General features: G+C 44.2%; 21 protein-coding genes. 10 read left to right on the forward strand and 11 right to left on the reverse strand.

What is annotated here, in order from left to right; genetic code table 11:
* Window positions 1-138 precede the first annotated feature (138 nt).
* Window positions 139-1,896 (reverse strand): glycoside hydrolase family 19 protein, encoded by a 1,758-nt coding sequence (locus OCU38_RS05515; RefSeq protein WP_261824085.1) that lies wholly within the window; start codon window positions 1,894-1,896, stop codon window positions 139-141.
* Between the two features lie 423 nt (window positions 1,897-2,319).
* Between OCU38_RS05515 and OCU38_RS05520 the strand changes: the two genes are divergently transcribed.
* The 3 genes from OCU38_RS05520 to OCU38_RS05530 all read left to right on the forward strand — a co-directional run bounded on the left by OCU38_RS05520 (window position 2,320) and on the right by OCU38_RS05530 (window position 3,949).
* The gene (locus OCU38_RS05520; RefSeq protein WP_261824086.1) at window positions 2,320-2,943 is read left to right on the forward strand and encodes an AbiV family abortive infection protein; all 624 of its coding nucleotides are present in this window, start codon (window positions 2,320-2,322) and stop codon (window positions 2,941-2,943) included.
* 345 nt (window positions 2,944-3,288) lie between these two features.
* A complete protein-coding gene (locus OCU38_RS05525; RefSeq protein WP_261824087.1) occupies window positions 3,289-3,501 on the forward strand; it encodes a DUF4258 domain-containing protein in 213 nt (70 codons plus the stop codon).
* A 10-nt stretch (window positions 3,502-3,511) separates the two neighbouring features.
* The gene (locus OCU38_RS05530; protein ID WP_261824088.1) at window positions 3,512-3,949 is read left to right on the forward strand and encodes a helix-turn-helix domain-containing protein; all 438 of its coding nucleotides are present in this window, start codon (window positions 3,512-3,514) and stop codon (window positions 3,947-3,949) included.
* A gap of 96 nt (window positions 3,950-4,045) precedes the next feature.
* Here the strand turns inward: OCU38_RS05530 and trpA are convergent, their stop codons facing one another.
* The 6 genes from trpA to OCU38_RS05560 are packed head-to-tail and all read right to left on the reverse strand — an operon-like array spanning window position 4,046 to window position 10,709.
* Window positions 4,046-4,852 carry a tryptophan synthase subunit alpha gene (gene trpA / locus OCU38_RS05535; RefSeq protein WP_261824089.1) on the reverse strand — a complete coding sequence of 269 codons (807 nt, stop codon included), beginning with the start codon at window positions 4,850-4,852 and terminating at the stop codon, window positions 4,046-4,048.
* Window positions 4,852-6,042 carry a tryptophan synthase subunit beta gene (trpB, locus tag OCU38_RS05540; protein ID WP_023404947.1) on the reverse strand — a complete coding sequence of 397 codons (1,191 nt, stop codon included), beginning with the start codon at window positions 6,040-6,042 and terminating at the stop codon, window positions 4,852-4,854. Before trpB ends, trpA begins: the two co-directional genes overlap by 1 nt.
* Window positions 6,043-6,098: 56 nt before the next feature.
* Complete coding sequence (gene trpCF, locus OCU38_RS05545) at window positions 6,099-7,490, reverse strand: bifunctional indole-3-glycerol-phosphate synthase TrpC/phosphoribosylanthranilate isomerase TrpF (RefSeq protein ID WP_261824090.1); 1,392 nt, start codon at window positions 7,488-7,490, stop codon at window positions 6,099-6,101.
* A gap of 2 nt (window positions 7,491-7,492) precedes the next feature.
* Window positions 7,493-8,491: an anthranilate phosphoribosyltransferase gene (gene trpD / locus OCU38_RS05550; protein WP_261824091.1), complete on the reverse strand. Its 999-nt coding sequence runs from the start codon at window positions 8,489-8,491 to the stop codon at window positions 7,493-7,495.
* A gap of 12 nt (window positions 8,492-8,503) precedes the next feature.
* Window positions 8,504-9,106 carry an aminodeoxychorismate/anthranilate synthase component II gene (locus OCU38_RS05555; RefSeq protein ID WP_261824092.1) on the reverse strand — a complete coding sequence of 201 codons (603 nt, stop codon included), beginning with the start codon at window positions 9,104-9,106 and terminating at the stop codon, window positions 8,504-8,506.
* Window positions 9,099-10,709, reverse strand: a complete 1,611-nt coding sequence (locus OCU38_RS05560) for an anthranilate synthase component 1 (protein WP_261824093.1) — start codon at window positions 10,707-10,709, stop codon at window positions 9,099-9,101. Before OCU38_RS05560 ends, OCU38_RS05555 begins: the two co-directional genes overlap by 8 nt.
* A gap of 365 nt (window positions 10,710-11,074) precedes the next feature.
* Here OCU38_RS05560 and rnm point away from each other — a divergent pair, with 365 nt between their 5' ends.
* The 3 genes from rnm (at window position 11,075) to rluB (ending at window position 13,765) form a co-directional block, all read left to right on the forward strand.
* Window positions 11,075-11,938: an RNase RNM gene (gene rnm, locus OCU38_RS05565; RefSeq protein ID WP_261824094.1), complete on the forward strand. Its 864-nt coding sequence runs from the start codon at window positions 11,075-11,077 to the stop codon at window positions 11,936-11,938.
* 145 nt (window positions 11,939-12,083) lie between these two features.
* Entirely contained in the window at window positions 12,084-12,704 is a 621-nt protein-coding gene (locus tag OCU38_RS05570) for an L-threonylcarbamoyladenylate synthase (protein WP_261824095.1), read from the forward strand.
* A gap of 170 nt (window positions 12,705-12,874) precedes the next feature.
* Window positions 12,875-13,765, forward strand: coding sequence for a 23S rRNA pseudouridine(2605) synthase RluB (gene rluB / locus OCU38_RS05575; RefSeq protein WP_021713124.1), 891 nt, complete (start codon window positions 12,875-12,877; stop codon window positions 13,763-13,765).
* Window positions 13,766-13,833: 68 nt separating this feature from the next.
* Here rluB and OCU38_RS05580 read toward each other — a convergent pair whose 3' ends face one another.
* Entirely contained in the window at window positions 13,834-14,403 is a 570-nt protein-coding gene (locus OCU38_RS05580; RefSeq protein ID WP_390625242.1) for a cytochrome b, read from the reverse strand.
* 162 nt (window positions 14,404-14,565) lie between these two features.
* Between OCU38_RS05580 and OCU38_RS05585 the strand changes: the two genes are divergently transcribed.
* A complete protein-coding gene (locus OCU38_RS05585; RefSeq protein ID WP_261824096.1) occupies window positions 14,566-16,323 on the forward strand; it encodes an ABC transporter ATP-binding protein/permease in 1,758 nt (585 codons plus the stop codon).
* A gap of 122 nt (window positions 16,324-16,445) precedes the next feature.
* Complete coding sequence (locus OCU38_RS05590; RefSeq protein WP_261824097.1) at window positions 16,446-16,874, forward strand: N-acetyltransferase; 429 nt, start codon at window positions 16,446-16,448, stop codon at window positions 16,872-16,874.
* A gap of 40 nt (window positions 16,875-16,914) precedes the next feature.
* On the opposite strand, the gene OCU38_RS05595 is transcribed toward OCU38_RS05590, so the two are convergent.
* The gene (locus OCU38_RS05595) at window positions 16,915-18,084 is read right to left on the reverse strand and encodes a MerR family transcriptional regulator (RefSeq protein WP_261824098.1); all 1,170 of its coding nucleotides are present in this window, start codon (window positions 18,082-18,084) and stop codon (window positions 16,915-16,917) included.
* A 162-nt stretch (window positions 18,085-18,246) separates the two neighbouring features.
* Between OCU38_RS05595 and OCU38_RS05600 the strand changes: the two genes are divergently transcribed.
* A complete protein-coding gene (locus OCU38_RS05600; protein ID WP_261824099.1) occupies window positions 18,247-19,407 on the forward strand; it encodes an MFS transporter in 1,161 nt (386 codons plus the stop codon).
* A 42-nt stretch (window positions 19,408-19,449) separates the two neighbouring features.
* Here OCU38_RS05600 and OCU38_RS05605 read toward each other — a convergent pair whose 3' ends face one another.
* The gene (locus OCU38_RS05605; protein ID WP_261824100.1) at window positions 19,450-20,196 is read right to left on the reverse strand and encodes a hypothetical protein; all 747 of its coding nucleotides are present in this window, start codon (window positions 20,194-20,196) and stop codon (window positions 19,450-19,452) included.
* A 258-nt stretch (window positions 20,197-20,454) separates the two neighbouring features.
* Between OCU38_RS05605 and OCU38_RS05610 the strand changes: the two genes are divergently transcribed.
* Window positions 20,455-20,679 (forward strand): cysteine-rich CWC family protein, encoded by a 225-nt coding sequence (locus OCU38_RS05610; protein ID WP_261824101.1) that lies wholly within the window; start codon window positions 20,455-20,457, stop codon window positions 20,677-20,679.
* Window positions 20,680-20,768: 89 nt separating this feature from the next.
* Here the strand turns inward: OCU38_RS05610 and OCU38_RS05615 are convergent, their stop codons facing one another.
* Window positions 20,769-21,089 carry an HI1450 family dsDNA-mimic protein gene (locus tag OCU38_RS05615; protein WP_021713152.1) on the reverse strand — a complete coding sequence of 107 codons (321 nt, stop codon included), beginning with the start codon at window positions 21,087-21,089 and terminating at the stop codon, window positions 20,769-20,771.
* Window positions 21,090-21,110 lie beyond the last annotated feature (21 nt).

Here is a 21,110-nt window from a genome sequence, read left to right on the forward strand (position 1 = left end):
TATATTAATTAAGTGATTGGCATAATTGCGGGTATCGAGAATTCTATGTTTGTTTTATGTCATAGCTTATCGAGAGAATAGGGGAAGTATCAAAGACACTGCCCCTATTAAATGGAACCGTTAAGGTTATTGGTAAGACTACTTGACGATCACATCAGGGAAGTTAGCCACAACACACTTAGTGAAATCGCCTTCTTTAAAGGCTGAGAAAGGTGTTTGGTAACCGACCATTTGGCAAGAATACGTTCCGCCAGTTGGTGTTTCCGATGACCAACCCCAATCTTTTTCCCAGTAAATACTGAGTGCGCCAGCGCCATCAGTATCAAACTGCTTCATTTCTTTACAGCCTAGTACTTCATCATCCGCTACAGGGACTTGCAAATACTGAGTAAAGTTTTTGTAGTAGTCGATGCGGTTTAGTGATTGAGCAATCTCTACTGAACCACCACATTCAACGCCACCGTTGATGATTTGTGTTGTGACGCCAAAACCAGGAGTCAAACCATTAGCTAAGTCACGATCGTTTGGTTGCCATGTGCCATCAATAACGTGCATCATTGCCGGTTTTGGTGGTTGTGGGTAAGTAAAGAAGAAGACTGCCGAAGCAAAGTTTAACCACGTATCAGCGACCATTTCAGGGTTGTCGAGTAAGGTGCGAACCGTACCAAACATAGCCTCAGAAAACGGACCATAGTTGTAGTTGTAGCTCAACTGCTTAGCACCACGGCCAAAGTATGATTTGAACTCACCGTTTTCGAATGTACCACATGGCCACGTTTGTCCTTGCCATACATCAGGGTTACATTCACCGTTGTAACCACCGCGCATCGTTTCATCCCAGCCCATTTCGCGGACATGCACTAAACCTTGACGCCATTCTGGCACAGGCCAATCTGCGGTATGACCGCCGGTCTCTTGGGTAAAGTGAGCAAACATGGTTGCCAGTGCTTTACGACAAATCGCATCTGAATCACGTCCGTCTTCGTAAGTGTCACAGAAGGCAGGGAATTTACCCGTAGCTTGCAAGAAGTGGCGATAGGTATATTCGGGAGTACGCTCTGGGAAGAGGTATTCCCAATCGGCTTCTGAAATAATGCTTTCGATACGTTTAACGTTGTCAGGATTGCTCTCTGCCAGCGGTTTAATGGCGTTTACAGTGGCATTATCAATCGTGCGAATTAAGTCTTTTACCGATGCCATTGCTGGGAAGTTGGTTAATTCCGCTTCTTTAGCGTCTAAATCCTCTTGGTAAACAACATAGCCGTCTTCTGGCTCAGGGCTAGGCTCTGGCTCTGGAGTAGGTTCAGGATCTGGACTTGGGTCTGGGCTTGGATCGGGTTCTGGAGCAGGATCGGGTGTTGGGTCTGGATCTGGCGTCACTTCAGGGTCAGATGGTTCTGGATCACTCGGTGGAGTTCCGTCAGCCACTTCTTCCCACGCTTGATCCCAAGCGGTTCCCGTTCCTGGAGCATAAGCCCATGCAGGGCCTGAACACCATGTTTGTGTGATGCCATCTTTACAACGATATAGCTTACCTGTGTTGATTACGATATCACCAGCAACATAGTCTTCACCTTCAACATAAGCAGGGTAATCGCCCTCGATTGGCGGCACAACGGGTGGAGTGGGTTCTGATGGCTCTTCAGGATCAGCTGGAGGAGGGGTTGTTTCTCCACCTGTTTCTGAAATTAAGATCCACGGAGATTCCCAGCTATTTCCAGTCACATCAGCAGGAGATTGGTTAGGGTTCACCCACCACTGAGCTTCATAAATAGCACCGTTAAATGAGACGCGCTCACCACCACTGTAGCTTTTACTTTGGTCATAAATTTCGGCAGAAAAGGCTGCACTCGAAAAAGCAAGCAGCATGGGGATGACTAAACTTTTGTATTTCATAATAACACCCGTTATTAAAGTTGTTGAAGTGATTAAAGTTGTTAAACGTACTAAAGTTACCTAAGCAATTGAAGTTGGTTTTTTGTATTCAAATCAGTTGTTTATAATTATGTTTAGCCAGTCTATGTGAGGATGAAAATATGCAAATAGTTACACTGCATTATTGTGATCTGAAAAGGTGTTTTTTAGCGTGAATTTCTAAGTAATAACCAACAGCAAATGTTTTACACCCGATAGGTGTAATTAAGAGGCGCAATTAAGAAATAATGACTAAATTAATATTAAGTATTTTTGATTATTAGCTAGGTTGTATTAGTACATTAAATGTTCAATATAATGGGCTAAGGAAATACCTTGAGAAAACGTATCCCTTGGGTGATACAAATTGGCGTTCTATTTGACGTTACATATTGAGGAACAAATTTGCAGCAAACAAAAATTGCGACCAGCCATTTTGATATGCTTTTTGATGGTGCAATCAAATGCATGAAGAATGCCCAAGAGTTATGTGATGAGGCTGAGCTCTTACATCAACATGGTAAATTCGCCCGAGCTTTTGCATTAAGTCATTTTGCACACGAAGAGTTTGCAAACAGTGTATTGTTATTTCGTGCGCTGCTCGATGTAAGCACACAAAAGAAAGTGAATTGGAAAAAACTTAAGCGCCACACCCTAAGTCCAAAACAGAAACGCACCACTCAAGTCGCCATTACTAAGGCGCTATTGGTTGATCTTCATCTCGATGCTGATGCTGCCACCAAACAATTAATTCTAGAGATCGAGTTAAAACAGATCCGACAAAATCATGCGCTGTACACCCAGTGTATAAATAAAGAGTTTGTTTTACCCTCAGAACGAATCAGCGAAACCCAATCCGAAAAGTACATGAATTTAGCGATATATCGAATTGCCAAACTAGGTCCGGCTTTGGTTGAACTAAGAAACTTGCAAGGGATGACGAAGCAAGAAGTAAAGCTTAGGTTTTCTAAAAAAGCGTTGAAGAATACGCAAGTGTTTTTGGCAGTAGTGCTGGGGAGTCATGGTTGAAATTCGTATCTGGGTAATGCTACACGCCACAACATTAGCCCTAGGAAAATGCCTAAAAATTGGTTTTTGGCTTTAAACTTCACATCACCATTAAGGCTAAAAAGTTTGGCTTGATGACTATAGGTTAAACCGAACTTAGCGTAATTAAGTGCTCAAATCTTGCGTTTAACCTTATTCTCGCTCATGATTCAGGCTATCAGATTGATAGGTTATCCGTATTTCAAAAAATATACTTGAGAGAATCGATGAGTTTCCGTTGACTTCAGCGTCAGCAAGAAATTTATCAACGAACTGTCAAGTAAGCACAGTGCTAGAGTCTTTATTGGCTCGCATGCTAGAGAGCGGATGGAGCAACGCGGTGTGACTCGGATGCAAATATTTCAAGTACTTGCTAACAAGCACAGTAGAGTTACGGAAGCACCTCATCAAACACCTAGAGGTGATTGGAAATGCAATCTTCAAGGTATGGCGGCTGGTGAAATTGTAGAAGTCGTTGTTTCCCTAAAGAGGCATGAAGACGATCCATCTGCATTTGTTGTAACGGTTATGGTTAAATAAAGAGGATAATATGTATCACTATAAAGACTGTGGTTTACCGTATGTTTATTTAACAAATGGCTTCACTATCGACAAAGTAGAGGATGAAGAGTTTGTTAGTATCGATAATTTATATGAGCTGCATGCGCTTGTTGGCCGAAATATCGTTTCTCAAGTAAGACCTATTTCTCATCAAGAATTTAAGTTCATTCGTATCGAACTTAATATGTCGCAAAAGGCACTTGGTAATTTATTAGGTGTAGACACTCAAACTGTCGCGCGTTGGGAAAAAGGGCAAACGCTCATCCCAAGAACCGCAGACGTAACTCTTCGTGCTCTATATGCAGAGTTTAATGATGATGACAGCCAAATTGGTCTTTTGCTTAATATGCTTTCAGACTCGGAAATTGAATCAACGATGGCAGAGCTACATTTGAAAGAACAAGACAATAAATGGCGTGTAGCATAGTTACAATAAATAATGCCTAAGTGTCGTTTAGCCAGTGCTGCTCAACAAAAAAGCCACTTAAAAAGTGGCTTTTAGCAAATAGAAACTCGAGTTTAGTTATAACTGAGTCGCAGCCTTCATATTCGTCACAAAACTTCCCAGTTCGCTGAGCATTTTGTCAGAGTCATCAAGGTTATTTTCAATAATTTTCACTACCGCTGAACCTGAGATTGCACCCGCAGCGCCCGCTTGAATAGCAGAAGCTACTTGTTCTGGTGCAGAAATACCAAAGCCAAGTAGGGCTGGCGGCGCGTCAAATTGTGCTAGGCACTCAAGCATGTGATCGACTGGCATGTTGGCTTTTGTTTCTGCGCCAGTTACACCTGCGCGAGAAAGTAGGTAAGTGTAACCGCCGCCTAATTCTGAAACTTGTTTAAGTGTTTCGTCATTAGCTGTTGGTGGTGCGATGAAAATAGCATGTACACCTGCTTTTTTTGCCGCTGCGTTAAATTCTGCGCTTTCACCAGTTGGTACATCCGCGATTAACACAGAATCGACACCGGCTTCGGCACAGGCTTGATAGAAATGGTCGATGCCGTTGGCAAACACAAGATTTGCGTAAACCAGTAGACCGATAGGCAAATCTGAGTGTTCAGCGCGAATTTTTGCAATCAGATCAAAGCAAATGCTTGGCGTTGTTTTTGAATCCAAAGCGCGAATGTTAGCGCCTTGAATAGTTGGGCCATCGGCGAGTGGATCCGAAAACGGAATGCCAAGTTCAAGAGCATCAGCGCCTGAGTTTGCCAATGTTTGCATGATGCGCAGAGACAGTTCAGGTTGTGGATCGCCAATCGTGACAAAAGGGACAAATGCACCTTGTTTTTTAGCTTGTAAACGCTCAAACAGCGCAGCGTAACGGTCCATTATACGTCTCCTCTTTCTTTCAAAATATCGTATACAGTGAAAATGTCTTTATCGCCACGGCCAGAAAGGTTGACGACTAACAGTTGCTCTTTTTCTGGCTCATCGTGCGCCATTTTTAATGCGTAAGCTAGAGCATGAGCAGATTCAAGAGCAGGGATGATGCCTTCTTTACGTGCAAGGATTTGGAATGCTTCTAACGCTTCATCATCGGTCGCGGCGCCGTATTGTGCGCGGCCAATAGCATTAAGGTGGGCGTGTTGTGGGCCTACCGATGGGAAATCAAGACCGGCTGAAATAGAATAAGACTCTTCAATTTGGCCGTCAGTGTCTTGCATCAATGGCGATTTCATACCAAAGAAAATACCTAGCTTACCGTGTTTAAGCGGCGCGCCATGCATATCTGTGTCTAAGCCTTTACCTGCTGGCTCAACACCAATAAGGCGTACGTCTTTCTCTTCGATGAAGTCAGCAAACATACCAATGGCATTTGAACCGCCACCGACACAAGCGATAACTGCATCAGGTAGTCGACCTTCGCGCGCTAGGATTTGATGTTTGGTTTCTTCACCAATCATGTGTTGGAATTCACGAACAATAGTCGGGAATGGGTGAGGGCCTGCGGCAGTACCAAGTAGGTAGTGGGCATCTTCATAGCTTGCAGACCAGTCACGTAGTGCTTCGTTACAGGCATCTTTTAGCGTTGCTGAACCTGAATGGACAGGAATCACTTCAGCACCCATTAAACGCATGCGAAATACGTTCGGGCTTTGACGTTCCACATCTTTTGCGCCCATGTAAATGCGACATTTTAGACCCAGTAGAGCACACGCAAGAGCGGATGCTACGCCGTGTTGACCCGCACCAGTTTCGGCGATGATTTCCGTTTTACCCATGCGTTTTGCTAGTAATGCTTGACCTAACACTTGGTTGGTTTTGTGCGCGCCGCCGTGCAGAAGATCTTCACGTTTTAGGTATAACTTGGTTTTGGTGCCTTTAGTCAGGTTACGAGTTAACGTAAGCGCGGTAGGGCGACCTGCATACTCTTGTAGTAAGTGCATGAATTCGGCGCGAAATTCAGGATCAGCCTGCGCGTCGATAAAAGCTTGTTCTAGTTGGTCAAGTGCTGGAACGAGGATTTGCGGAACGTATTGTCCACCGAACTCTCCAAAGTAGGCATCAAGTTTTGCCATGATTTTTTCCTTAAATTTTTTGTCATTCCTTCCCTACACTAGGGAAGGAATGTGAATCAATAGTGTCTGATCGCAGCAAAAGCTTGTGCTAGCTTTTCACGAGATTTTTTACCAGGTTCGGTTTCTACACCAGAGTTTAGGTCAAGCCCTAGACAGCCCAGTTTAGATGCTTGCGCAATATTGTCAGCATTTAAACCGCCTGCCAGCATGACATTCTGATCGTTAATCTTAGACCAATCGAAAGTTTGCCCTGTGCCACCACTTTGAGTCTGTGTTTTAGAATCTAAAAGGTGACGGTCAACATTGCCAATAAATGCAGGTACTTCATCTAATACGCCGTAGGCTTTCCAGATTTCAGTATCACTTGGCAGTTGTTGGCGCAGCTTAGTAATAAAGTCTTCATCTTCATCACCGTGCAATTGCACAGCGTGCAGTGAAAGAGATTGTGCGACTTGGCTGATATAGTCCGCGCTTTGATTTTGGAATACACCGACATAGCGAAGGGGTGCTCCGCTCATGGTTAAGCGCGCTGTTTCTTGGTCTACTTTACGCTTTGATTTTTCCGCAAAGATAAGACCGCCATAAATTGCACCCGCATTATAAGCTTTTAGCGCATCGTCAGCATGGGTAAGACCGCAAACCTTGTTTTCACCAAGCAGTACTTTACGTACCGCAAGCTCTAGGTTGTCTTCGGACATCAGTGAACTGCCGATAAGAAAACCGTTCGCATATTGGCATAGATCTCGAACTTGCTGGTGGTTGTAAATACCCGATTCAGAAATCACGGTAGTACCTTTTGGCAGTTTCGGCGCAAGCGCTTTAGTGCGGTTAAGGTCAATGGTGAGATCGCGAAGGTTACGGTTATTGATGCCGACTACTTTTGCTTGCAGTTTGATAGCGCGTTGCAGTTCGTCTTCGTTGCTTACTTCTGTAAGTACGCCCATATTCAGTGCGTGGGCTATCTTTGCCAGTGCTTGATATTCTTCATCGTTTAGCACAGACAACATCAGCAAAATAGCATCAGCTTGGTAATGACGGGCTAGATACACCTGATACGGCGAAATCATGAAGTCTTTACACAAAATAGGCTGGGTGGTTTGCTTTTTCACTTGCGGTAAAAAATCAAAGCTACCTTGGAAGTATTTTTCGTCCGTTAAGACAGAAATGGCACTGGCATGGTTTTTATACACAGAGGCAATGTAATCAAGGTCGAATACGTCACGAATCAAGCCTTTAGACGGTGATGCTTTTTTACATTCCAGAATAAACGCAGTGTTGTCACCCGATAGTGCATCGTAAAAGCTACGATCAGAGGGCTGTAGCGAGTCTTTAAAGGTTTCCAAAGGTTGCGATTTCTCGCGCTCTTCTACCCAGATATCTTTGTCGGCAACAATTTTTGCCAGCACTTGAGCCATATCTTTATTATGTTGGGAAATATGTTCTGACATGATTAACCTCTAGCCGCCAGTTGTTCTACAAGTTGATACGCCTTACCACTGCGCATAGCAGCAATCGCTTGTTGGGCATTGGCTTTTAGGTCTTCATGACCAAACAGTTTCATTAGCAGTGCAACGTTAGCCGCGACCGCAGATTCTTGAGCTTCTGTGCCTTTACCTGAAAGTAGGTTAGTCACAATCGTGCGGTTTTCTTCTGGAGTGCCGCCTTTTAGCGCTTCAAGTGGGTGCGAATTCAGACCAAAATCTTCAGCGGTTAAGGTGTAGTGTTCAATCTTGCCCTCTTTGATTTCGGCAACCACAGTTTTGCCGTGAATAGCCACTTCATCAAGGCCACTACCGTGAACGACAGCGGCGCGTTTCATGTTCATTTTTTGCATGGTTTGCGCAATAGGGGCAACAAGGCTTTCGTCATACACACCCATCAGTTCGATATTTGGACGAGCTGGGTTTATCAGTGGGCCAAGAATGTTGAAAATAGTGCGGGTCTTTAACGCCTGACGCACTGGCATCGCATGGCGCACGCCTTGGTGATATTGCGGCGCAAATAAGAAGGCCACGCCAATTTCATCAACGGCTTTGGCGGTATCTTGCGCGCTCATCGCAAGGTTAATGCCAAAAGAATCCAACAGATCAGAAGATCCAGATTTGCTAGAAACGCCGCGGTTACCGTGCTTAGCTACTTTTAGTCCAACCGCTGCCGCGACAAATGCCGCAGTAGTAGAAATATTAAAGGTGTTTGAACCATCGCCGCCGGTGCCAACGATGTCAGCAAAATCGTAATCAGGACGAGGGAAGGGCTGTGCATTGGCAAGCAGCGCTTTTGCTGCACCAGCGATTTCTTCTGGAGTTTCACCTTTGATTTTTAATGCAGTCAGCGCTGAACTTAAAACGATAGGTTCAACTTCACCTTTAATGATTTGATCAAACAAGGTTTGGCTTTGTGTTTCGCTCAATGACTCTTGGCGATAAAGCTGTTCTAAAATAGTGTGCATCGTTCTTCCTTGTTACTGTTGCTGTGCAATGTCGTTAGACTGCAAAGCCCACTCAATTGAATTGGCTAACAGTGTGGCACCGTAAGTCGTCATGATTGACTCAGGGTGGAACTGAAAACCGCAAACTTTGTCTTGTTCGTGCACCACTGACATAACCAAATCATCGACTTGAGCGGTGATGGTTAGCTCGTCAGTGACTTTGGTTGCCACTAGCGAGTGGTAACGGGCAATGGCAAACGGTGAAGGTAAGCCTTGGTAGGTAGCGTGGTTATTGTGCTCCATCATCGACACTTTACCGTGGATGATTTCCCCTGCGCCTGCCACCGTGCCGCCGTACGCTTCAACAATGGCTTGATGACCTAAACAAATGCCAATCATCGGCACTTTGCCTTTAAAGCGCTGAATGATGCTTGGCATATTGCCGGCTTCGCTTGGCGCGCCCGGCCCCGGTGATAGAACAATCACAGGGTTTGGTAATTGGTTTAATGTGCTTTCTAGGACATCAATATCGATTTGGTTACGATAAACGGTCACTTCGTGTCCTAGGGTACGAAACTGATCAACTAGGTTGTAGGTGAAAGAATCGAAGTTATCAATAAATAAAATATTAGCCATGCTTCACCTCAGTATGTGCCGCTTGAATTGCACTGATTACCGCTTGTGCTTTACCGCGTGTTTCGTCGGCTTCTGCTTGTGGGTCGGAGTCAAATACCACGCCAGCGCCGGCTTGAACTTTGGCAATGCCGTTTTCGACATACGCTGAGCGAATCACAATACAAGTATCCAAATCGCCGTGTCCGGTCATGTAACCGACTGCGCCGCCGTAAGTGCCACGGCGTTGTTGTTCAACGTCACGGATTAATTGCATCGCGCGAATTTTTGGTGCGCCAGTTAAGGTACCCATATTCATCGAGGCTTGGTAGGCGTGCAGTGAATCTAAGTCTTCACGCAATTGACCCACCACGCGAGAAACCAAGTGCATTACGTGACTGTAGCGATCCACTTTCAGTAAGTCGGCAACGTGACGACTGCCTGCTTGGGAAATTCGAGCAACGTCGTTACGTGCTAAATCCACCAGCATCATGTGTTCGGCGTTTTCTTTACGATCTAAACGCAGTTCTAATTCGATGCGGCTATCAAGGTCGAAGTTAATGCTACCATCGGCGTTTTTGCCGCGACGGCGGGTGCCTGCGATAGGGTAGATTTCCACTTGATTGGTTTGAGTTTCGTATTTAAGCGCACTTTCTGGTGAGGCGCCAAACAGAGTAAAGAGCTCATCTTGCATGTAGAACATGTAAGGGCTTGGGTTACTTTTCTTCAAATGCTTATAAGCGGCTAATGACGATGGACATGGCAGAGAAAAGTAGCGAGATGGCACCACTTGGAATACATCACCGCGAATCACAAATTCTTTAAGATCGCGCACCGTTTGGCAGAACTCTTCATCACTGACACTGACTGATACATCGCAGCTTTCTAGTTTTACCGCGCTTGGCGCAGGTTGAACTTGCTTCATTTCAGTTTCAATGGTTTGTAGTCGATTATCTAGCGTGGCGCGCGTTTCGGTGTTGGCATCAAATAAGCTGCCAAATAGGTGCGCTTGCTGCTGCTGATGGTCAACCACAATGAGTGTTTCAGCTACATAGAATACATAGTCTGGACATTGGCTGTTGATTTCGGCTTGACCAAGAGGTTCAAAGTTTGCCACTAGGTCGTAAGCAAATAAGCCACCAATGAATAATGCCATCGGGTCATGGTCGGCGCAGTTATAGCTTTGCTTGATGATACGAAGCATATCAAATGACGATGGTTGGCGAAGACGGCTGTCTTCATCAAGATTATCGTCAGGAGCGTTAAAGTTAACGACTAATTTGCTGTCGCTATTTTCAGTAATAAAATCGGGGTTTAGATTAGATACAAGGCGAGCAAGCAAGGCTTGACCATTGTCAGAGTTTGCCGTTAGGACTACTTGGTGGCCACGGCACTCAATACGCATAGCGGCATCGACCAGTAATAGACTTTTTAAGTTTTCTTTTGATTCAACTTCGGCTGATTCAAGAAGAAGGGTGTCGGTCTTATCTTTACACAGGTGGTGGAATAATTCCGTTGGATCTTGGGTATAGAAGACATCACGTTGCAATACTTCTAACTGGCCTTGTGCGGTCAGGTTAATGGTCTTGTTCACAAGACCTCCTTGTAAGCTTTTGGTTCTTAGCATCACATACTCTCATATTCTGTTGTTTCACCCAAAAGTGATTGTGTAAAACTAGGTCAAAATTTGCGCAATCAACACAATATTCAATGTGTTTGTAATGGTTTAGATTGTTCAAAAAGACATAAAAAAAGCTCGCAGACTAATGCGAGCTTTCGAGTTTGTTTAGATACACTCAATATTTAGCTCGCTCTAAGAGAGAACCACCAACGCCACTGTCCAGATACCGCGCATGCACAAACTCTACCGATTTCGGTACAGATTGGCTGAGGCTGTTGTATCATGACTGTATTCATAGCGATTTGCTAAACACCTTTAAATAATCTAGGTGTACTAGTTAACTAGTACAGCGAAGGAAAGTCAAGCCTTTTATGATATTTGATCTACATTCTCATACCACTGCCTCTGATGGCCGTTTTACTCCTCAAGATCTGCTGGAACGTGCTATTGAGCATAGGGTTGGCGTACTTGCTATTACCGACCACGATACCGTTGATGGTATTGAGCCTGCGCTGGACTATATTCAAAGCCAGCAGCTTGATATTCAACTGGTTACGGGGATTGAGATCTCCACCCTTTGGTCAAATAAAGACATTCATATTGTGGGGTTAAATCTCGATATTCACCATCCACAGTTACGAGCGCTTATCGAGGCGCAACAAACAAGGCGTATCGAGCGTTCAGAGCTGATTGCTTATCGCTTATCTAAGCATTTAAAAGTTGACCCGTTACCAGAGGTGAAGGCGATTGCAAATGGAGCACCGGTAACGCGCGCGCATTTTGCTAAATGGCTGGTGGACAATGGGCATGCCAAAAACATGCAGCAGGTATTTAAACGCTTTTTAACCCGCGATAAACCGGGTTACGTGCCACCAATATGGTGTTCTATGGCTGAAGCAGTGCAGGTGATACATAGCGCAGGCGGGGTGGCGGTATTAGCGCATCCGGGGCGTTATGATTTAACCGCCAAATGGCTAAAAAGACTGCTGGCGGCATTTGTGGAAGCCAACGGCGATGCCATGGAAATTTCTTTGCCACAACAAAGTCAACAAGAGCGACGCAACTTAGCGGATTATGCGATACAATACGGTTTATTAGCTTCCTTAGGTTCTGATTTTCATTATCCTTCACCGTGGATGGAACTAGGGAGGAACTTGTGGCTACCTGGCGGTGTAACGCCGGTATGGGAACAATGGCCACAATTTTCGGACGTGAATACTAATCCGGATAAGTAAATGTTCAGCCTTAGAACACCTTATGTTGTATACGCAAATGGTGTTTTAAGTGTCAATGCGTCGTCAAGTAGTCAGCATGAGCCATTACTTATTTGGATTGATATATAACGTCGCTTCAACAGATGTTTGCTCATAAGGAGATATAATGAGTCAATATTTTTATATACATCCCGATAACCCGCAAAGCCGATTAATTAACCAAGCTGCGACGATCATTCGTAATGGCGGCGTGGTGGTGTATCCAACCGATTCTGGATATGCGTTGGGATGCCAGCTAGAGAATAAATCAGCGCTAGAGCGTGTGTGTCGCATTCGTAAAATCTGCGATCACCATAACTTTACTTTGTTGTGCCGCGATCTTTCTGAGCTGTCTTCTTATGCTCGCGTTGACAATGTGGCGTTTCGCCTACTTAAAAACAACACACCCGGCGCGTATACCTTTATTTTTAAAGGGACTAAAGAAGTGCCTCGTCGCTTAATGAACGCTAAACGAAAAACCATCGGTATTCGTGTTCCAGACAATAATATTGCTTTGGATTTGTTAGCTGCATTAGGCGAACCTATGATGTCGACTACGTTGATTTTGCCAGGTAATGATGTGACAGAATCTGATCCTGAAGAGATTCGCGACAAATTAGAAAACGTGGTGGATTTGATCATTAACGGCGGTTACTTAGGTGAACAGCCAACCACAGTGATCGATTTTAGTGAAGACGATCCGGTTATCCTTCGTCGCGGAGCAGGGGACACCACTCCATTTGAGTAATACCGCGTTATTTTGCTTGAATGTGTTAGGTCACGAATAAACGTGAAGTAATAGTAAAATGGGCTAAATACTGGATGATTTTTCAGTCGGTTTTTGCGATAATACGCGACCGCAATTTTGCGGACGACTACTTCATCCGACGTCTGAGAAGACGACACTAAGGTAACTAAATGAGCGAAAAACTACAGAAAATTTTAGCACGCGCTGGCCATGGGTCTCGCCGCGAACTTGAAAGTTTAATTAAATCAGGTCGCGTTAGCGTTAACGGCCAAGTGGCAACGTTAGGCGTACGCTTAGAAGATGACACAGCGGTTGTCCGCATTGATGGTCATCAGGTTTCAATTAAAGCTCCTGAAGAAGTCGTATGTCGCGTTCTTGCTTATTACAAGCCAGAAGGTGAATTATGTACTCGTCACGATCCAGAAGGTCGTCGTACTGTATTTGACCGTCTACCTAAGATCAACGGTGCACGTTGGATCTCAGTAGGCCGTTTGGATGCCAACACTTCTGGTCTGCTACTGTTCACTACCGATGGTGAACTTGCTAACCGCTTAATGCACCCAAGCCGTCAAGTAGAACGTGAATACTTAGTACGAGTGTTTGGTGAAGTGAACGAGCAAAAAGTGAAGAACCTTGCAAAAGGCGTTCAACTTGAAGATGGTATGGCTCGTTTCGAAGACATCGTTTACGCGGGTGGCGAAGGCATGAACCACACGTTCTACGTTGTGATCAACGAAGGTCGTAACCGTGAAGTTCGTCGCTTGTGGGAATCACAAGATACAACAGTAAGCCGTCTAAAACGTGTTCGCTACGGTGATATCTTCCTTGAGAAGAAACTGCCTCGCGGGGGATGGATGGAAATGAACCTGAAACAGGTGAACTATCTACGTGAATTGGTTGAACTAGCACCAGAAAAAACAACGGTCATCGACGAGCGCAACACTTCTCGTAACCGTGAACGCTCTCGTTCACAAAAGATCCGTCGTGCAGTTCGTCGCCACGAAGAACGCATCACCACTACAGGTCCTGCAAAACGCAAGCCTAAAAAAGCTCGCAAATAGTTTTTAAGTGCGGGGTCAGGTCTTGAAATTTGCATGCAAATTTCAAGACCTGACCCCGCACTTTTTCTTTATTTACCTAGCATACGGGTAATGGTTTTGTCTTTGTCGATCACGTGGTGTTTGATAGCGCCGACGACGTGAAGTACAAACACAGCTATGATGATATTGACCGCGCTATGATGCATTGTGCTGGCTATTTCTTGTAGCCATTCAATTTTGTCGCCTTTACTGATAATTTCCCAACCAAAAATATCTACCGCACGACCACCTGCAGCACTCATTACGACACCTGAAATTGGCATGATGAGGGTAGCTAACATTAGAATTCCGTGTACTGCATGGGCGATTTTTTCTTGCCACTCTGGGCTAGTACCTAAACTTGGAAGCTTTCCTTCTTTCAAGCGCCACGCAACTCTCAATACCGCCACAATAAGAATTAATGCTCCAATTGACTTGTGATAGCCCATTAGAAAAGATTTATCTGGCCCTCTCTCCATTTCAGCTAAGATCATGCCAACAATAAATACGCCCACAAAGCTAAGGCCTGTCAACCAATGCATTACGATGGTCATAAAGGACAGTTTTTCCGATGTGGAGGGTGTAGATGAGTTAGAGGACATAGACAAATCAGAAGACATAGATTAATACCGCGTTAATAAATAAGTGGCGCTATTATCTATGAAGTAAATTAAACTAACATGTCATTTACTGTAAAGTAACGTAAATATTTGATGTCGCGCTAAATTATTGATATTGAAAACTTAATTGCAACGAAAGCTGAGGGAAGTGTGACTAAATCAATGGACAAAAAGTCGAGAACAAGCCTAAGGGTTTTGTTAGATATCTTACAGTTTGTGCGCCCATATCAATGGAAAGTGTTTGCCGCATTGGCTGCATTATTAATGACGTCAGGGCTTACTTTATCGGTCGGGCAAGGCGTACGACTGCTTATTGATGAAGGCTTTTCACAGCGTTCAATTCACGATCTTAATTATGCGATTGGTTTTATTTTAGCGGTGACAGTGTGTATCTCTATTGGAACATTTTTTCGTTTCTATTTAGTGTCATCGGTGGGAGAGCGTGTCAGTGCCGATATTCGATTGGCGGTGTTTAATCACGTTATTACTCTGCATCCTAGCCACTTTGAAACTCACGGCAGTGGCGATATTATGTCGCGCATCACAACGGACACCACATTACTCCAAAGTATTATCGGCTCTTCATTTTCTATGGCGATGCGCAGTGCATTGATGTGTATTGGCGCGATCGTGATGCTATTTGCCACCAACGTAAAGTTAACTCTGATTGTTTTAGCCTCCGTGCCCTTTATTTTGATTCCCATTTTGGTCTATGGACGAAAAGTACGAGCGCTTTCTCGACAAAGCCAAGATTCAATGGCGGATGTAGGCAGTTATGCAGGTGAGGCGATTGAACACATTAAAACGGTGCAAAGCTTTAGTCGTGAAGCGCAGGAATTACACTCGTTTTCTGCTGAAGTTGAACGCGCTTATGAAATAGGACGTCAACGGGTGAAACAGCGCGCTATTTTGATTTCTGGCGTGATCGTTATTGTGTTTGGCGCTATCTCAGGCATGTTGTGGGTAGGGGGAAGCGATGTTATACACGGTGAGATTTCACCAGGTGAATTGGGTGCATTTGTGTTTTATGCGATTATGGTGGCCTCATCGACGGCCACTATTTCCGAAGTCTTTGGTGAATTGCAACGAGCAGCAGGAGCCACTGAGCGATTGCTGGAAATCCTGAATGTAAAAAGCCAAATTATCGCACCCAAGCAAGCCGTTTCTACCGCTAACCTTAGCGCCGAAATGTCTTTTCATCAGGTGTCATTTTATTATCCATCCCGCCCTGATATTCCAACGATTGATACACTCAATTTAACCGCGAAAGAAGGTAAGATTCTGGCATTAGTTGGTCCTTCTGGCGCAGGAAAAACCACGTTATTTGAACTTTTACTGCGCTTTTACGACCCGTTAAAGGGTGAGGTAACATTAGGTGGGCAAGATATTCGCCAGTTTGATCCTAAAGATCTGCGCAATAAGATGGCGCTCGTACCTCAGCAACCGGCATTATTTAGCCAGGATGTGATGCACAACATTCGTTACGGCAATCCTGATGCCACTGATGAACAAGTAATAGAAGCGGCGAAAAAAGCGCATGCGCATGAGTTTATTTGTAACCTTCCGCAAGGCTATCAAAGCCATTTGGGTGAAAAGGGCGTACGTCTATCTGGCGGACAAAGACAGCGCATTGCCATTGCTCGCGCCATTTTAAAAGATCCTATGATTTTGTTGCTTGATGAAGCTACCAGCGCCCTTGATAGTGAAAGCGAACACCATGTACAGCAAGCTCTTGAAGCACTTATGAAACACCGCACTACCATTATCATTGCGCACCGTTTATCAACGATTCAGCACGCTGACCAAATTGCTGTTTTAGATAAAGGAAAATTAGTCGATGTTGGCAATCACCATAGCTTATTAAGCCGCTGTGAATTGTATCAACGTTTGGTTGAGTTGCAGTTTAAGCAGAAGGATTAGTGGGGATTGATGGATGATTTAGGTCATAGAACCTAAATATGTCGTAAATATTCAATTATTTTGCCGTTAATAGCACCATAATAGCGCTCATACTGAGCAATTTACTATCGGTTGAATCAAACATGATCAGAGAGTACCAAGCAAAGGATATTGAAGCCGTTCTCGATATTTGGCTTAAAGCATCAATACAAGCCCATGACTTTGTTGCAGCAGAATTTTGGCAATCCCAAGTCTCAAATATGCGCGACATCTATATCCCAGCATCAAAAACTTATGTATTTGAAAAAGAGGGCAATATTGTCGGTTTCTATTCGCTCTATCAGAATCTCTTAGCCGCAATTTTTGTTTCGCCTGATTATCAAGGTCAAGGATTTGGCAAGCAATTAATTTCTCACGCCAAAGAGCAGTGCTCCCAGTTGACTCTAAATGTCTATAAAGAGAATCAAGCCGCTTACAGATTCTATCTTGCACAAGGTTTTGAGGTCGATAATGAACAGCTTTGTGAGCATACAGGCTGCGCTGAATATGCGATGAGTATGAACACAAAATAAATTAGGGTAAATGTCAGCTAGCTAACATTTACCCTTGTGCTTAGCGACGCTTAGCAATAAACATCTGATAGCCAAATTCGCCTAAATAGTGCTTATAAATATCGATTTCAGCAAGAATATCGTTAATTGCGTTTGAATCTGGCATATGAGGTAGTAATTCATTAGCACGCTCTTTCAGAGGCAAGTAATAGTTCTGCCATGCGGCTTCACTTAATGGGAAATGCTCAATGATCTCATAGCCTGCGGCGTTAAATTGTTGCAATCTAGTCTCGATAGATTGCATGTCTGGGTATTCTCCCTTGAAGAAGTTTTGCACCTCTATAGTGGGATCTGTAGTGCGCCAAACCAAATCACTGAGCATGATGATGCCATCTTCTTCTAGTAGTGATCGCCACTGCTTTAAGGCATTGTTTACGCCCATAATATAAGCGCTACCTTCTGCCCAAATAAGGTCGAAACTTTGCTCAGAAAAGGGCAGTTCGGTCATGCTGGCACACACAGGTACAATGCGAGAGGCTAGCCCATCTTGCTCAAAGCGTTCACTTAGGCGATCAAGTGCAGATTGCTCGTTATCTACCGTGGTGATGATAGCGTCAGTGTTATTGGCGAGTACCGTTGTGGCAAGCCCTTTACCTGAGCCTATTTCAAGCACTTTTGTACAGATTTTAGGGATGGTATTCAGCGCTTTTAGCGTTTCAGTTTCACTGCCAGGGCCCCAACGGTCGAGGGTTTCAAAGACTGTCATAAAGTCAGCCATATAATCTTGATGTTCGTTCATGTCTTTTGATAGCCATTTCAATCTAAGGGCTTCTTTTTCGTCAAAGCCTTGTTTCATTAACCAATCTAGATGCGCATCGGGTGCTATTTGGCTTATGTTTTCGTGCCATTGTTTGTGATTCTCTTCACCAAGAAGCGCAACCAATACTTTTCTAGAGTGCTGTTTTTGTTCAATCTCGTTATCCAATGCTTGTAAGCGGTTGACCAGCAATGGACGGTCGATTTTGGCATCCAAGCAAGCTTTGCATTCTTTGAGCGTTAAACCCGCAGCCTGCAGAGTTTGTATAAGCAGCACTCGCTGAACGTCTTTGTCGGTATAGACGCGATAATCGTTGTCTAAACGCACTCCGTTTATCAGTTGCAGCTTTTCATAATAGAGTAGCGCTGAGCGTGACAAACCCACTTTGCGTGCTAATTCTGATATGCGGTACATACAAATTCCTTGCTTAACTTAAACTATGAAGTAATAGACAGGTCAATACAAAATATAAGTTATGGCTGACAGACATTGCAATAAATTGCTATCTGATTGAATATCAATCTTATAGTCTAGAGAATAAATGCGTAAGCAGTAAATGAAAAAGGATTTCACCCTATGGATGGGACTTCAAAGCGCAATTTAGCGGTATTGATGTACGTGTTGGTGTCATTAGGTGGCATTGTTGTTGACATTATTGTGCCGTCATTGCCCTCTATTCAAGTCGCTCTTGCCAGTAATGAAGCTCTGACTCAGTGGGCATTTTCAGCTGCGATATTGGGCTTTGGCGTGGGGCAAATAATCGCAGGGTTTGTAGTGGATGCTTTTGGCCGAAAAATGCCGATGTTGATGGGTTGCTTCGTTTTGATCTTAGCGCTTTTTATTTCCGCTATTGCGCCAAATATCGACATCTTAATTGGTTTGCGTTTATTGCAAGGCTTAGCCGTATCCTTTATCGCTGTAGGTGGAAGGGCGGCAATCAAGGATTTATTTGATGGAGAAGAGTATCTACGCGCGGTTAATTGGATCACCATTTCGTTCGCATTAGGCTTAACTTTATCTCCGTTTATCGGTGGATATATCGATGCACACTTTGGTTGGAGCATGGTGTTTTACGCATTGACGGTGTGGGTTGCAATAGGCGCTGGGTTGTTGCTGTTTATGTTTACTGACACACACCGCAAAACGCGATTTAGCGCGCACTTTGTGACTCGAAGTTTTAGTGAAATTGTCGGTAACGTGACCTTTCGGCGTGTCGCGCTGATTTGCGGAATTTTGTACAGTATTTTGCCTGCATTTAATACCGTAGCGCCATTTTTGATTCAAACAACACTGGGCCATACACCCATATTTTACGGGCATATCGCGCTACTATTAGGTGCAAGTTGGCTGGTGGGCAATATTGCGAACAGATTCTTTTTTAAAGTGCCTGCGGAGAAAAAGATTCGTCTGTCGATGCTTCTATCATTAGTTTCTGTGGCATGTGGTTTGTTCTATCAAACCGTGTTTGGGCTTAATTTACTGGCTTTGGTAATACCCGTCGCCTTAGTTGTGATAGCTTTGGGCGTATTATTTCCTTTGTGTTTAGGGAAAGCGCTTGCCCCGTTCACCCACTTAGCTGGGATTGCCAATGCACTCGTATTTTCAGCGTGCTGGCTGTGTACGGCACTGGTCTCGTTTTTAGCTTCAGGGCTTTCTAGCATAAGCGCGATACCGTTATTGCTGATGTACGCCATATTGCTCTCTATGGTCGCGCTTATATTTAGATTTAAACGATGATGTAAACTGGCGCCGCAGAATTTAGGTATTGCCGGCGCTGTTTTAGAAGGTATGACTATAGGAGAGTATCACTTTCTTATCTGAGCCGTAGTCATTGTCTGATACGAGCGCCAGCAAGCTAATGCTGTCTTTCTTAGTGAAGTTATAGCCAGTTCCTGCCCCCATCCAATAACCAAAATAATCATCCGAACCGATAGATGCGCCGGCAAAAGCCATAGCAGTAAATTTGTCATTGATAGGCTTTAAGGAAAACGCTCCGACATAGCCACCGGTGCTGTCGCTAGGGTGTAGTACAAAGGGGTTGTTGGGATCATAGAACTCATCATGTTCATTTAACGGTCGTTCACCATCGGTGTAGTTAAATCCGGCCATGGGGAATATTTGCCAGCCCGCAGGTTCAATTCCAAATACCGACAAAGGTAAAAAGGTGCCGACACTGTAATTATTAAAGTTCGAACCGTCACTGTATTCACTGTGACCAAAGTTAAAGTTCACGATACCGATATCAAATAGCCAAGATCCGCCCACGCTCCACTCCTGAGTATCGGGGTGGTAGCGCGCATTAATTTTTTGCGCTTCACTTAAACCCAGAGAGCCCGATATAGAATAACCGGCTTTTTCAGATTCAAAATTGTAATCAGCCGCAACGCCCAACTTGGTAACAATGCGGGTAGGATCGTCGGCATTTTTGTTTTCATTGTCGTAGATGTCTCTTTTTTGCTCGGCGAAAGCAGCAGACGAAATCACACTGGCACAAAGTAAGGTTAAACAAGCAACATGTTTTGGCATTAACAACGACACTCCAATGAATAATAGAGACAATTTATGAACGATAGAACATAGTACCTAATATGCATCTGGTTAACTATTTGTTGAGGTGATATTTTTTGTAAGCGGAGCTTATGGGAAAGGTAGGGGGATTGAAGTTCTTAAAGCGTTTGACGGATAATATTCGTATAATGCTTCGTTCTTATGCCCTCCGCTTATACACTAAGGTATTCGTTAGTGTCTGGTTATTAGGTAGTAGCAATTTATTAGGTAGTAATAATGCAAATATCACGTATAAAAGTTGATGCTCTGATTTGCCCTCTATGCGGGAAAGGGAACTCTTGTGGTAACCAAGGTGATAAATCGAAAACCTGCTGGTGCGCCGACACTGCGATAACATTTCCAAAAGGGTTGTTAGCTCAGATCCCCGAGCGCTTACAAGGCAAAGCCTGTATTTGCAAGTCGTGTGTGAATAAGTTCCACCAAGATTTGGCTAGCGCATAATCTCGGCTCAACTGACAATCAAAAAAGCCCTATACGTGAATAATATCAACATGATAGGGCTTTTATGTCATTTAGAAACACAAGTGATCTTAGTCGCGCTTCCATAAAATATGACAGAATTTGTGCTCAGGATCGCGAGAGACCAGCATACGTGCAAATACGTCATCTAGCACATCGTCCGTTTCATTCACCAGACCGATTTTGATTTCAGCATAGGTTTCTTTATCCACCTCAAATCCGACATGTGATGCCCAGTCGTCTCCGGTTTCTACTAGCTCTGCTGCGCCACGGTCTTCAAATTGCAGTGTAAATAAAGCAACGTCTGCTGCTTCAAGGTTGTCAGGAGCCATTTCTAGAAAAATGTCGTAAGCAGCGTCGATGGTATCATCAAAGGATAAGAGTTCAGTCATTGGATTCCCTTAGCGGTCTCT

This window comes from Vibrio neonatus (genome assembly GCF_024346975.1).
Classification (GTDB): Bacteria; Pseudomonadota; Gammaproteobacteria; order Enterobacterales; family Vibrionaceae; genus Vibrio; species Vibrio neonatus.